This window comes from Deltaproteobacteria bacterium, from assembly GCA_011375175.1.
Classification (GTDB): domain Bacteria; phylum Desulfobacterota; class GWC2-55-46; order GWC2-55-46; family DRME01; genus DRME01.
The window spans coordinates 1-13,568 of the sequence record DRME01000069.1 but is presented as its reverse complement, the minus strand read 5'-3'; the positions used below and the strand labels follow the sequence as shown (position 1 = coordinate 13,568).

General features: G+C 65.9%; 12 protein-coding genes and 1 pseudogene. All 13 read left to right on the top strand.

Annotated features, from left to right (window positions below; genetic code table 11):
* The first annotated feature begins 235 nt into the window (after window positions 1-235).
* The 13 genes and pseudogenes from ENJ37_06005 to ENJ37_05945 all read left to right on the top strand — a co-directional run bounded on the left by ENJ37_06005 (window position 236) and on the right by ENJ37_05945 (window position 13,396).
* Entirely contained in the window at window positions 236-1,156 is a 921-nt protein-coding gene (locus tag ENJ37_06005) for a 4Fe-4S dicluster domain-containing protein (protein ID HHL40039.1), read from the top strand.
* Window positions 1,157-1,520: 364 nt separating this feature from the next.
* Window positions 1,521-2,189, top strand: a complete 669-nt coding sequence (locus tag ENJ37_06000) for a hypothetical protein (protein HHL40038.1) — start codon at window positions 1,521-1,523, stop codon at window positions 2,187-2,189.
* A gap of 142 nt (window positions 2,190-2,331) precedes the next feature.
* Window positions 2,332-2,892, top strand: a pseudogene (locus tag ENJ37_05995) (4Fe-4S dicluster domain-containing protein).
* An 89-nt stretch (window positions 2,893-2,981) separates the two neighbouring features.
* Window positions 2,982-3,914 carry a 4Fe-4S binding protein gene (locus ENJ37_05990; protein ID HHL40037.1) on the top strand — a complete coding sequence of 311 codons (933 nt, stop codon included), beginning with the start codon at window positions 2,982-2,984 and terminating at the stop codon, window positions 3,912-3,914.
* Window positions 3,911-4,525: a hypothetical protein gene (locus ENJ37_05985; GenBank protein HHL40036.1), complete on the top strand. Its 615-nt coding sequence runs from the start codon at window positions 3,911-3,913 to the stop codon at window positions 4,523-4,525. The genes ENJ37_05990 and ENJ37_05985 overlap by 4 nt, the downstream gene beginning before the upstream one ends.
* 501 nt (window positions 4,526-5,026) lie before the next feature.
* Window positions 5,027-5,596: a 4Fe-4S dicluster domain-containing protein gene (locus ENJ37_05980; protein ID HHL40035.1), complete on the top strand. Its 570-nt coding sequence runs from the start codon at window positions 5,027-5,029 to the stop codon at window positions 5,594-5,596.
* Between the two features lie 6 nt (window positions 5,597-5,602).
* Complete coding sequence (locus ENJ37_05975; protein HHL40034.1) at window positions 5,603-7,099, top strand: 4Fe-4S binding protein; 1,497 nt, start codon at window positions 5,603-5,605, stop codon at window positions 7,097-7,099.
* A gap of 56 nt (window positions 7,100-7,155) precedes the next feature.
* Window positions 7,156-7,656, top strand: coding sequence for a hypothetical protein (locus ENJ37_05970; GenBank protein HHL40033.1), 501 nt, complete (start codon window positions 7,156-7,158; stop codon window positions 7,654-7,656).
* A 64-nt stretch (window positions 7,657-7,720) separates the two neighbouring features.
* Window positions 7,721-8,758 carry a MoxR family ATPase gene (locus ENJ37_05965; GenBank protein HHL40032.1) on the top strand — a complete coding sequence of 346 codons (1,038 nt, stop codon included), beginning with the start codon at window positions 7,721-7,723 and terminating at the stop codon, window positions 8,756-8,758.
* Window positions 8,755-9,654 carry a DUF58 domain-containing protein gene (locus ENJ37_05960; protein HHL40031.1) on the top strand — a complete coding sequence of 300 codons (900 nt, stop codon included), beginning with the start codon at window positions 8,755-8,757 and terminating at the stop codon, window positions 9,652-9,654. The genes ENJ37_05965 and ENJ37_05960 overlap by 4 nt, the downstream gene beginning before the upstream one ends.
* Window positions 9,655-9,657: 3 nt before the next feature.
* The gene (locus ENJ37_05955) at window positions 9,658-10,587 is read left to right on the top strand and encodes a hypothetical protein (GenBank protein ID HHL40030.1); all 930 of its coding nucleotides are present in this window, start codon (window positions 9,658-9,660) and stop codon (window positions 10,585-10,587) included.
* 62 nt (window positions 10,588-10,649) lie between these two features.
* Window positions 10,650-11,603, top strand: coding sequence for a VWA domain-containing protein (locus tag ENJ37_05950; protein HHL40029.1), 954 nt, complete (start codon window positions 10,650-10,652; stop codon window positions 11,601-11,603).
* Entirely contained in the window at window positions 11,600-13,396 is a 1,797-nt protein-coding gene (locus ENJ37_05945; protein HHL40028.1) for a VWA domain-containing protein, read from the top strand. Before ENJ37_05950 ends, ENJ37_05945 begins: the two co-directional genes overlap by 4 nt.
* The last annotated feature ends 172 nt before the right edge of the window (window positions 13,397-13,568 follow it).

Here is a 13,568-nt window from a genome sequence, read left to right as displayed (position 1 = left end):
GAGCCTCTCCTACAGCGCTGCGCTACCCTGGAAGCGAGGCGGCCGCGGCGGCGGCCGGGGCGTGCCGGAGGGAGGCGCCGGGAAGCGGGGCCTCAAGGTGGTGAGCAGGGAGTGAAGACCCGCACGGCGCGGCGGGAAGGGGCCGTCGGCGAGGTGAGCCTGACCTTGCCTGGCGCGGCCGCAAAGGAGGGCGCAGAGCCGTCCCGGCGTCGGGGCGGCGGCAGCGAGTCGTGAGATGAACAGAAGGGATTTCCTCAAAAAGCTCCTGAGCGGAGCCGTCGTGGCGGGCGGAGTGAACGCCTTCGCCATATTCTTCAACCTCGGCTCCCCCTATACCTACAGGCCGCTCTACCAGCAGTCGAGCAAGATCATAGAGATGAAGGGCGGCGAGGAGGAGTTCTATCTCAGGCCGCCCGGAGCGCGCGGCGAAGAGGACTTCCTCTCCAAGTGCATCAAGTGCTACCTCTGTGTCGAGGCCTGTCCCATCCAGGCCATCAAGGTGGCGGGACGCGAGTCGAGATACGCCGCGGACACGCCCTACATCATCGCGGCCTCGGCGGGCTGCGACCTCTGCCTCTCGCGCGAGAAGATGCTCTGCAACGACATATGCCCCACCGACGCGCTGGCCAAGCTCCCCACGGAGACGGACTACCTCTTCGAGCGCATGAAGATGGGCGAGGAGCTCAACATGGGGGTAGCCATCCTCGACAAGCGCGTCTGCTACGCCTGGACAAAGGTCAGCCTCTGCTGGGCCTGCTACGAGATATGCCCCTACAAGGGCAAGGCCGTGACGACCGGGGACCCCAAGGCCCCGACGCTCAACACGCCGACCATCCACCCCGAGAACTGCGTGGGCTGCGGCCTCTGTCTCGAGATATGCCCCGTGCCCCAGAAGGCCATAGCCATCGTCTCGCAGGAAGAGAAGGAGACCATCGAGAAGGCCATAAGGGAGAACCGGCCGGCCCCCGACCTCTCCGGCGCCGACGAGACCGGACAGCACACCTCCTTCGAGGTCGGCAAGGTCAAGAGTCGGGCCAGATCGGACCTCGACAACCCCCTCGACGAGATCCACGGAGAGACGGAGAGCGGCGGCGGCGACGACCTCGACGCCGACGACGGATGGCAGCCCTCGAACATAGACATATTGAATTTCTGAGGCCGGAGTGTTACCATGACGCCAAGGAGACTCTCTTTGACCGCCCCTGGGGAAGGGCCATGGCCCTACGCTCTCCAGGGACTCCCGTCGAAGTAAGAAGTCTTTAGAATGGGTGCGGGGGAGACGCTGGCCTGTGGCCCTTCTGCGGGAAGCTTCCTCCGCTGGAATAATAAAGGAAACTCTGATTTATTGCGCTGAGGGAACCTTCTTGTAGAAAAGGTCCCTTCAGACTCCCTCCAAAAACTTTTAACGCGAGTTGGTTTCCTCCTGTTTTGCCTGGCACAACAGGGGGAAACCAACTCGTATTGAAAGTCTTTGAAGGGGGTCTGGGGGAAACTTTCTACAGAAAGTTTCCCCCAGAGTAATTAATCAGAATTTCATAAACCGGAGCTTCCTTGACCGCGGGGCCGCCGGGGACGGCGGCCCTCTTGTTAATCGCGCGGGGGAGAGGGAGGGGGAGCAGGTGAAAGTCAGGAGAGCCTTGCAGGCGGCGGCCTTGCAGGCGGCGGCCTTACAGGCGGCGTTTGTCGGAGTCCTTTTCTTTTTCGGGGCCGTCGTCGAGGCGGCCGAGCCCGTGGAAGTTCCCGATCCCGAGGCCTTCAGGATAGTAAAGCGCAACTCCAGGGACTTCCGCGCCATCAAAGGGGTCTTCGACTCCATTATCAGGGCGGCCAAGAAGGGCAGGGCCGACGATATCGTCGCCTTCTTCTCCGAGAGGTATCTCAACTCGGGGCGCAACCGCGACGACGTGCGCAGGCAGTGGAAGCAGATACTCGAGAACTTCTCGGACCTGGAGCTTCAGCACCCCATCTACCATATCGAGCGCTCCGGGCGGTTCGCCAAGATGAAGTGCGAGGGGGTGCTCATGGGAAAGCCGAGAAAGCCCATGCGCCGCGAGACGGGCGATGACCTGGTGGTCATCGATTCGTGGAAGTTCTCGGTCCACTACCTCGTCTTCGAGGACGGCGGGTGGAAGATACTGGGCGACCAGATACCCTACGACACGGGCAGGACCTTTCACCCCCTCTTCTGAACGTCCCGGCGGCGGCCGATACGGGGCGTCAGGGGGCGCGCGCCGCGGGGCGCGCCCGTATCCGTTGCATCGAGCCGGGGGCGGCGGCAGGCTGCGCGCCTCGCGGCTTCACCTTTGATTGAGACGGCACATGCTTGAGAGGCTGAGCAGAAGGATCTTTCTCAAGGGCTCCCTTGTGGCGGGGGCCTTTGCATTCTTCGGCGGTTTTGCGGGCAGGCTCAAGACGCGGGCCAGGGCGTACCTGCGGCCGCCGGGCGCCCTCGACGAAGAGCGTTTTGCCGCGCGGTGTCTGCGCTGCTTCCTCTGCGGCGAGATCTGTCCCAACAAGTGCATAAAGTTCGCCGGCATCGACGGCGGACTCGTAAACCTCGCCACACCCTACATAAAGCCCAGGGAGCAGGGCTGCATCCTCTGCATGAAGTGCACCCACATATGTCCCACCGGAGCCCTCGAGCCCATCGAAGACGATATCGACGAGATCGTCGACCACGTGCGGATGGGCCGCGCCGTGGTGGACAAGACCATATGCTACTCCTACAACAACCGCGTCTGCGGCTTCTGTTACGAGGCATGTCCGCTCCCCGACGTGGCGCTGAGGCTGGAGATACCGGCCCGGCCGGTGGTGACCGACAAGTGCGTGGGCTGCGGCCTCTGCGAGAAGATATGCGTCCAGGTGCCCCAGGCCATCCGCGTCATACCGGCCGCCGAGGAGGCGAGGGCGAAGATTTACGAGCAGTACGACACGCCGGCGTTCGGGGGAGAGTAGACGTGACGGGGCGGAAAGGCGCATAGATGCTTCAGAAGGTCAGAAGGAGCGTGCAGCTCGCCATATTCCTGTCGGTCGCGGCCGTAGCCTTTGTGAGCAACTACGGCGTGATCCTCTCGATGAAGAGTCAGCGCGACTTCACGGAGGTGGCCACCGAGGACTCGGGGGTCGTGCTCGCATGGCTCTACACGGCGCTCCACCGCGTGGTGGACCCGCCCTTCAACCCCGTGGAGACGCTGCCGACTCTCGACCGCTACAAGGGCGGCGTATGGTCGCTCTCCATCCTCGGCGTGGACCTCACCGACCCGCTGGCCGGCTTGGTGGTCATGCTCGCGTCCCTGGACTTCCACTGGCGGCTCCTTGCGGCCATGGCGCTGCCCCTGCTCTTCATCGTCGTCTTCGGACGGGCCTTCTGCGGCTGGATATGTCCCATGGGCACCCTTCTCGAGCTCGTCGACGACCTGCGCCGATACCTTTCGAGGGCCTTAGGTCTCGAGCTGCCCGACTACCGCATCCACGGCGGCTACCGCTACTTCGTGCTCGCCGGGGGCGTTGCGGCGGCTCTCTTCGGCGGCACGGCGCTGCTCTTCCTGCTCCCCTACGGCCCCGTGAGCTTCGAGATATTCCACCTCATCTTCTTCGGCGGCTTCAGCTTCCTCGTCTTCTTCATCGTCTTCTTCATCGCCGTGGACCTCGTGTCGCGGCGGGGATGGTGCAGGTACCTCTGTCCGGCCGGCGCCTTCTTCTCGCTTCTCAGTCCCCTGCGGCTTCTCAGGGTGAGGCGCGTGGCGGAAGGCTGTCCGCCGGGGTGCGAGATATGCACCGAGGAGTGCACCATGGCGCTCGAGCCGCACCGCGACCGCATCGGCACGGGCTGCGACAACTGCGGAAGCTGCATATCGGCATGTCCGGCGAAGACCATAAACTACAGGATCGGAACCGTGGGAGGCGGCAAATGAGAGGCAGATACCACTTAGGCGCCGCGGGCGCCGTCCTTGCGGCCGCGCTGCTGCTCGCAGCGACCATGGCGCCAGCGCCACCGGCCCGTGCGGCCCACGACACGCTCATAAACCCGGCAAGCGGCGAAGGCGGCGCCTATCCCCAGAACCCGACCGAGGAGTACCAGGCCGAGCAGGGCGGATACCTCATAAGCTACTCGAGCTTCCAGTACCGCGAAAGCGACGGCCGGTGGTGGGTCAAGGCCGTCGTCACGATCAAGAACAAGGCCGACGGCTCGCCCTACCAGGGGCCGCTCACCGTGAGGGTCATCAGGGACTCGCTCACCGACAGCGGCGAGGTCCTCGAAAGGGCCTTCGACGAGCCCTTCGAGAACCGCTATCTCACCTTCGCCAAGTTCGGAGCCGAGGGCCACTTCAGGCTCATGGTGAGCTTCCCCGCCGGCGACGGCGGCGGGGAGCTGTCGGCCGAGTTTCCCCTTACGGTCGGCGAGCCCGGCTCGCCGCTGGTGCTCGTCGGCGCGGCCGCGCTCCTGGCGGCGGCCGTCGTGGCCGTGGTGGTGCTGAAACGACGCAAGGGAGGGGACGACGCTGTAACCGTTCCGGCCGGCTGAGGCGGCGCTCCCTTCCGAGGGCGCCGGGGGCTGTGACCCCTTTGCAGACAGGTCCCTCCATGGCCCCATCGCATGTTGTTCGGATCTTCGGCTGTGCCGGGGGGTCGGGCCGCGCCAGGCGGGATTTTTTTACGCCTTTGCGGCCCGACCCCCCGGCACAGCCCCCCCGAGGCAGCCGGTGCGGGCATGGGGCCCCCTTCAAAGACCTTTAACGCCCTGCGGGTCATCCCGCAGGGAATTAAGGAAGCTCTGATTTATTGCACTGAGGGAACCTTTTTGTAAAGGGTCATAGACCCACGGGTCGCAAACCCACGGTTCCCTCAGACTCCCTCCAAAGACTTTTAACGCGACTTGGTTTCTCCCTGTTTTGCCTGGCAAAACAGGGAGAAACCAAGTCGTATTAAAAGTCTTTGAAGGGGGTCTGGGGGAAACTTTCTTCAGAAAGTTTCCCCCAGGGTAATCAAAGTTTCCCGATTGCGGGGGAAGGCGCCGGGCTTGTTCATGGAAGAAGAGATAAGCAGGAAGGATTTCTTCAGGAAGGGCATATTCTCCATAGTGAAGCCCTTTGCCGAGGCCGTGGAGAAGAAGATAGACGGTGTGAAGACGGGGCTTCTGCGTCCGCCCGGGGCGGTGGACGAGGTCTCGTTCATCGCCCTGTGCACCAAGTGCGATCTCTGCAAGGAGGCCTGTCCCCACGGCGCCATAAGGCTTGCGCCCATGAGCTACGGCGTGGCCGTGCGCACGCCTTACATAGACCCGGCCACCGAGCCCTGCAGGCTGTGCGAGGACCTTCCGTGCATCGAGGTCTGCGAGCCCGGGGCGCTCGTGCCCGTGGAGAGGGCGGATGTGGCCATGGGCGAGGCCGTCATCGACGAGAAGAGCTGTCTTGCCTGGCGCGGCGTGATGTGCGAGAGCTGTGCGGCGGCCTGTCCCTTCCCCGGCGAGGCCATAAGGCTCGACGCCATGTCGAGGCCGGAGGTGGTGCCCGAGAGGTGCACGGGCTGCGGCCTCTGCGTCAAGGCCTGTGTCACCACCCCGCCTGCCGTGAAGGTCATCGCCTTCGATGACTGACGTCTCATGACCTCTCAGGGCCACTTCCTCCCCTATACGAACTTGTACATCCAGCTCGCCATGGCGTTTCTGCTCGCCGCCGTGACGGCCGTCGCCCTTGACGGCGCGGGGCCCTCAAGGCGCGTGGACCTCCTCAAGAGCCGGCTGCTGCTGACCCTCCTCAAGCGCAGACCGCTCCAGTTCGTCCTCCAGCTCCCGGTGGTGGCGGTCTTCTTCGTCGCCGTCGCCGCCGGTCTCTTCGGCGCCCAGCGCGCGGGCTCCAACCTGGCGACGGTCCTCACCTGGACCGTGTGGTGGACGGGGCTCATGGTGGCGGCCGTCTTCATCGGGAAGGCCTGGTGCATGGTCTGCCCGTGGGCGGCCGTGGGCGACTGGCTCCAGAGGCTCGCCTTATGGAGGAAGAAGGACAAGATACTGGGGCTCGAGCTCAAGTGGCCCGTGGGCCTGCGAAACCTCTATCCGGCCGTTGCGCTCTTTATCGTAATCACGTGGGCCGAGTTCCGGTTCCATCTCGTCTCGCGCCCCGCCGGCACGGCGAACCTCGCCATCGTGACCTTCCTGCTCGCCGCCGCCGTCGCGCTCTTCTACGAGAGGAGGAGCTTCTGCCGCTACCTCTGCCCCGTGGGCGGCATGCTCGGTCTCTACGCCATGGCATCGGCCGTCGAGCTCCGGGCCCGCGACAGGGCGGTGTGCAGGCGCTGCGGGGACAAGGACTGCGTAAACGGCAACGACCGTGGCTATGGCTGCCCCGTCTTCGAGTACCCCGAGAGCATGGACGTCAACACCTACTGCATACTCTGCACCGAGTGCGTGAAGACCTGCCCGGAGGACAACATCGCCCTCTCGCTGCGCTCTCCCGACCGCGAGCTCACGGAGCTTCGCAGGACCCGCGGCGACGAGGCCCTCTTCGCCGTGGTCATCGTCGGCGTGGTCTTCTTCCACAGTTTCACCATGATCGATCTCTGGTTTGACTGGCTCGGCTTCGCCACGGCCGCCGCGTCGCTCTCCGCCGAGGCCGTGGCCACGGCGAGCCTCGCCGCTTCCATAGCGGCCGTCCTGATTGTCTACGCCCTCTTCTGCGTCGCCGCCGTCGCCGCGGGCGGCGCACCGGGGGGGCGTGGCGCCGCGCTGGGAGAGGTCTTCCGCGGCTTCGCATACCCCTTGATTCCACTTGCATTTTTCAGCCATATAGCACATAATTCCATGCATATCCTCATGGAGGGCCCGGCCGCCCTCTCCGTGCTGGCCGATCCCTTCGGAACGGCCCCTTCCGCCCCGGCCGGGCACGGCGCAGGAGGGGGGCTGGGGCTTGCGACCGTGCAGGACATACAGGCGCTCATACTCTTTGCGGGACTCTGGATATCTCTCAGGGCCGCGGCGGCCTCGTCGGCCGCACTCGGCGGCCGGCGCGCCTTCGTCGCGCAGGCGATGTTGATAGCTCTTCTTACATTGGCCGACGGCTGGATACTGAGTCAGCCCATGGTGATGCGCATGGGCATGTAAGCCGTAAGCCCTTAATCGGAGTTTCATTGAAGCAAGCAAGATCGGAGGTGCAGGCCATGGAAGAACGGGACGAGACAAAGGTGACGGAGGAAGAGACGACTGCGGGGCAAACCGCCGGGGGCCGCGACGGCGCGGCGGCGTCGGCCGCCGCCGACCCGGGCGGGGGGGACGAGGACCTCGCGGCGCCGGACGAGACCGAAGCCGGCGGTGACGAAGAGGACGAAGAGCTCGAGGACCCGGCGGCCGACAGGCGCTTCGCCTACACGGTCGTCGGCGAGGACGAGCCTGGGGAAGAGGAAGACGACTGGGAAGAGACGCCGGAGGAGAGGGAAGAGACGCTGCGTATGCTCGAAGAGGCGCGCCTGCAGTACGAGTCCATCACGGAGGACGAGTACTCGGAGGAGTACAAGAAGCTGGCGGGGATCATCCCCGTGGCCGCGCCGGAGGTCGATGACGAGGGGATCCCGATGGGAAGGTGCGAGGACTGCGGCAAGGAGGTGCCGGAGACCAAGCTCTACGACAACGGCAGCTACCTTGTGTGCAAGGACTGCATCTGATACGGCGCGGGGCGGCGCTCTCATGAGCGGGCCTCGCCGCTGAAAGGAGAGGAGGTTTCGGGCGATGGCTTACAGCGACGCCGCGATCAATGCGCAGGTCAGGGAGGAAGCGGTCTTCTTCAGGAAGATCGAAAGCGAGGTGGCCAAGGTGGTGGTCGGCCAGCGGCGCATGATAGAGCGGCTGCTCATCGCCCTCCTCTCGAACGAGCACGTCCTGCTCGAAGGGGCGCCGGGCCTTGCCAAGACGCTCACCATCAAGACCCTGGCCGACGTGATGGACCTCGAGTTCCGCCGCATCCAGTTCACGCCCGACCTCCTTCCTTCCGACCTCATAGGGACGGTCATATACGACCACGCCAAGGGCGACTTCGTCGCCAAGAGAGGTCCCATATTCGGCAACATCGTCCTCGCCGACGAGATAAACCGTTCGCCCGCAAAGGTGCAGTCGGCGCTGCTCCAGGCCATGCAGGAGCGCCAGGTCACCCTCGGCGGCGAAACGCTCGCGCTCGACAACCCCTTCCTCGTCCTGGCCACCCAGAACCCCATCGAGCTCGAGGGGACCTACGCCCTGCCCGAGGCCCAGCTCGACCGCTTCATGCTCAAGGTCAACATCACCTATCCCGAGGCCGACGAGGAGAAGCTCATCATGGAGCGCATGTCGTCCGTGTCGGGCGACTACAATCCCTTCCTGCTGCATGAGCACGGCGAGAGGGTCGAGGAGGCGCCCGGCATCGTCGTCGAGCGGGTCATAAAGCCCGAGGAGATCCTCAAGGCCCGCAAGGTGGTCGACTCGATCCGCATCGAGGACTCGATAAAGAGTTACATAGTGGAGATCGTGCGTCTTACCCGCGAGCCCGGAAGGTTCGGCATGGGGGATATCGTCGAGTACGGCGCCTCTCCGCGGGCCACCATATTCCTCAACAAGGCGGCCCGCAGCCGCGCCTTCCTCGCCGGCCGCGGCTACGTGCTCCCCGAAGACGTGCAGGAGATGGTCTCCGACGTGCTGCGCCACAGGATCATCTTAAGCTACAAGGGCGAGGCCGAGGGAGTCACGGCCGAGGACGTGATCTCCGAGATCATCGACAGGGTGGAGGTCCCGTGACGGAGGTCGTCGAGAGGGGCGCGTGCGCCGGCCTTCCGGCCAGGGCGCTCGAAGAGGCCAGGCTCATAGAGATTCGCGTGCGGAGGCTCGTCAGGAGCCTGATGGTCGGCGAGTACGGCAGCGTCTTCAAGGGCTCGGGCATGGAGTTCCACGAGATCCGCGAGTACGTGCCCGGCGACGACGTTCGCGCCATCGACTGGAAGACGACGGCCAAGCTCGGCACGCCGTACGTGCGGGTCTGCATAGAGGAGAAGGACCTTCCCGTCGTATTCCTCGTCGACGTGAGCGGCTCCATGGACTACGGCTCCGGCGAGAGCACCAAGCGCGAGGAGGCGGCCGTGCTCACCGCGCTGCTGGGGCTTGCGGCGCTGCGGTGGAACAACCCCGTGGGACTCATCGCCTTCAGCGACAGGGTCGAGTTCATGGTCAGGCCCCGCAGGGGGCGGAAGGTGCTTACCGAGATGACGGCGCGTCTGCTCGGGGCCGAGCCCATGGGCAGGGGAAGCGACGTGGGCGCGGGCATCGACGCCGTCTTGCGCGTGGGCTGGAAGAGGGGGCTCGTCTTCATCGTCTCCGACTTCGACGCCGGCGACTTCTCGCTCCCCCTCAGGAGCCTCGCGGCGCGCTGCACCGTGGTGCCCGTGGTGCTGAGCGACGAGAGGGAGGAGAAGATCCCGGATGTGGGATTCGTGAAGTTCGTCGACACGGAGACGGGCGAGACCGCCGTCTTCGACGCCTCGGACGAGGGCTTCAGAGATCACGTGGCCTCGTGCTTCAGGCGGCTCAAGGCGCGGCGGGAGGCGATCTTCCGCAACTGCGGCGTCGAGTGGATAGACCTGTGCGTCTCGACGCCCTCGCTCAGACCCCTGAGAGAGTTCTTCGGCAAGAGGGTGTAGACGGTGGGTGTTTCGGGCGGCACTCTCCTTGCGCGCAGGGCCGCGGCCCTGGCCGCGGCGGCCATTATGCTCGGCGCTGCCGGGGCCGCGCGGGCCGGCGTGGAGGTCCGCGCCGAGGTGGACAGGACCGACGCCGCCGTGGTGGAGCGCTTCATATATACGCTCCACGTCACCGTCGACGACGACACCGCGGCCGTCCTCCCCGTTGACAGGCCCGACTTCACGCCCCTTGACATGCTCGGCATGGCCGGCGTCGACAAGCGCGAGGAAGGGGGCAGGACCTACTACAGGCTCGACTACGTGCTCGTCTCCTACGAGCCCGGCGAGCTCACGATACCGGCCCAGCCGGTCTACTACAGCGAGGACGGCGGACCGGAGCAGGTCGCCTGGTCGAGGCCCATCAGGGTCGTCGTCAGGCGGACCGTGCCGGAGACGGTCATCGAGATAGAGGACATACGCGACCCGCAGCCGGAGCGGGCCGCTGCGCGGCCGTGGCCGGCCTGGGCATACGCCGCCGCAGCGGCGGCGGCGCTGGCCGGTGCGGCCGTCACGGGATACATGCTCACAAGGGGACGGGAGGAGACGGAAGTGGAGGCCGGGCCGTCCGTCGATCCCCGCGAGGCGGCCCTGCGCGCCCTCGACGAGATCGAAGGGGCGGGCATAGGCGACCCCAGGACCTTCTACCGCGCCGTCTGTTCCGTCGTAGAGGGCCTTGTCCTTTCCGGCGTGGAGCTGCCCCCCTCCGGGGTGACGACGAGCGCCTTTCTCCGGCTCGTCGCCTCGCTGGAGCGGGGCGACGAAGAGGGCCGCAGGAGGCTGGCCGAGTTCCGTTTCGACTCCGACCTCGTCGTCTTCGGCGGCTACAGGCCGGCCGGGGACGAGCCGGGGGTCTTTGTAGAGAGAGCGAGAGAGCTCGTCGGCAGGGACTGGTAAGGGCCGTATCGCCGTCCCTTCCACCGTTGCGCCGCCCGCCGGCGGGCAGGGCGAGAGCCTTTATGCGATTTGACGACCCGATTATCCTGCTTTTCCTCTTGCTCATACCGCTTGTCGGCTGGCGGGCCTTCTCCCGCCGCAAGGCCGAAGCCGCCGTGCCCTTCCCCCTTCTCCACGCCGTGAGGGGCTACAGGGGGGGACTGACGGCGCGGATGCGGCCCCTTGTCGAGGGGCTGTGGCTTGCGTCGGCGGCGCTACTCATAGTGGCGGCGGCGAGGCCCCAGCTTCTCACCCCCCTCGAGGGCGAGCCCGTCGAGGGCGTGGACATGGTGCTCGTCATCGACACGTCGGCGTCAATGAAGAGTCTCGACGGCGGGCGGACCAAGCTCGACCAGGTGAAGCGCATGGCGAGGGAGTTCGTCGCCGGCCGCACCGTCGACCGCATAGGGCTCGTCTCCTTCGCAGGCGACGCCGTCATGACCTGCCCGGTGACGGACGACTACCGCTACCTCTCGACCTTCGTGGAGGACCTCGAGTTCGGCGCGCTGCCCTCGGGCACCGCCCTCGGCCCGGCCGTGGCGGCCGCCTCCAACCTGCTCAGGGACAGCGAGGCCGCCTCGCGCGTCATAATACTGCTGACCGACGGCATAAACAACTCCGGCGAGATAGAGCCCCTCACGGCCGCAGCGGCGGCCCGCGCCCTCGGCATACGGATCTACACCATCCAGGAGGGCGACGCGGCGGAGCAGCAGATAGCAAACCTGCAGACCAACTTCGAGACCAACATAGACTATCTGCGCGAGATGGCCCGCCTCACCGGCGGCGCCTACTTCCAGATACCCTCTCCCAGGGAGCTGCTCCTCGTCTACGAGGAGATCGACCGCCTCGAAAAGGAGAGGCTGCGCTCGAGCAGCTACGGCTACGAGGACGTCTACCACTGGCCGGTAATGGGGGCGATGGCCCTGCTCGTCGTCGAGTCGGTGCTGCGGGGGACGAGGTTCAGGAGGCTTCCGTGACGGAGATGTATTTCGACAGGCCCTACCTCCTCTCCACCGCGGCGGCCGCACCGGTCGTCCTCTTCTTCTTCCTCTACGCCCTGAGGGCGAGGCGGGCGGACCTTTCGCGCCTGTGGCTTCGCGGCCCGGCCGTCGTCGCCGCCGGCAAGTCCGCCGTCGCCGTGGCGGCGGCGCTTGTGCTGCTCGCCGTGGCCGCCGCCGGACCGAGGGTGGGCGAGGGCAAGACCCTTGCCGGCGAGCGGGCCGAGGACGTGGTCATCGCCATAGACGCGTCACGATCCATGAGCTCCCTTTCGGGAGGGCGCAGCCGCTTCGAACTCGCCGTCGACGCCGCTTCCCATCTGCTCGATATCCTCGAGGGGGCGAGGGTGGGGCTCGTCATCTTCTCGTACACGGCGGCCGGGGTCTCGCCGCTCACACGGGACGAGGCGGCGCTCAAGGTCTTCCTGGGCCGCCTCGACCAGGGTGTCATGAAGAGCGGGGCCACCTCGCTGGAAGCGGCGCTGGAGGAGTCGATGAAGCTCTTCGACGACGAGACGCGCTCCAGGAACATCGTCATCTTCACCGACGGAGGCGACGAGAGCATCCGCGGCTCCAGGGTCCTGGGCGAGGCCATGAACCGCCGCGTGCGGGTCTTCACCGTCGGCGTGGGCGAGGGCGCCTCGCCCGTACCGGTCCTCTCCGCCACCGGCAGCGTTACGGGCTACAAGCTCGACGAGGCGGGCCGGCGCGTCATGGTGGGTGTCAACCGTCCCGTCCTCGATGAGCTTTCGCGCATGACCGGAGGGATCCGCTACGAGGTGGGCGCCGACGATCACGGCGACCTTTACGCCCTGGCCGAGCGGCTCATGGCGCTGGGCGAGCTCGAGGGCGAGCCGAGGGAGGAGGTCCGCTACTCGCACCGCTTCGGGCCCCTCGTCCTCGCAGCGCTCGCGCTCGTCGCGGCGGCCGGCCTCATGCCCGGGAGCAGGCCCAGGCCCCAGGGGCTCGTCCGCCACCCCGAGGCCCGAAGGCTCTTCGGCGGGCCTTCCTCCCCGGGCACGGCCGCGGTGCTCATCGCCGCCGCCGTCGCGGCCCTGGGCATGGGGCTCCGCGACGACTTCCAGAGGGCCCTGGAGGAAGGCAGGAGCTTATACAGGGAGGGGCGCTACGAGGAGGCCGAGCAGAGCTTCCTGCGCGCAGGCTCGCTCGACCCCGGAAACATCCTGCCCTACATCTACACCGGCATGGCGCGCTTCCGCAACGCCTTCTTCGAGGACGCCGTAAAGAGCTTTAAGCAGGCCGTCACCTTCTCGGGCAGCGAACACCTCGCCGTCGCCTACTACGATCTCGGCTGCGCCCTCTTCCGTGACGGCGACTACTTCGGGGCGCTCGTCGCCTTCAAGGAGGCCCTCAGGCTCGACCCCGACGACGGAGAGGCACGCCACAACTACGAGGTCTGCCTCAACGTCATGCAGCTCTACAACCTCGAAAAGCCCGACACCGGCCACGGCGAACAGATAGCCGAGCAGCGCAACAAGGCGCCCGGCGAGGAGAACGAGGTGAGGGTGGAGACCGAGAGCGACGACTCCATCGGGCGCGAAAAGCTCCAGCGCCGCTTCATGGAGGACTTCGGCGAGATGAACGCCGAGGGCGAGGAGACGGGGCTCTTCGGCGAGTTCAGGGAACTCACCCCCTTCGAGGCGGAAAACCTCCTCGACGAGGCCGCCGAGGACGAGCTCGAACGCTTCAGGATACTGCTCGGCAGGCGGGTGCCCCGCGGAAGCCCCCTGTCGGGCAGAAACGAATGGTAGAGACTCTGAGGAAGCTCTGATTAATTGCCCTGGGGGAAACTTTCTGTAGAAAGTTTCCCCCAGACCCCCTTCAAAGACTTTCAATACGAGTTGGTTTCCCCCTGTTTTGCTTGGCAAAACAGGGGGAAACCAACTCGCATTAAAAGTTTTTGGAGGGAGTCTGAGGGAACCT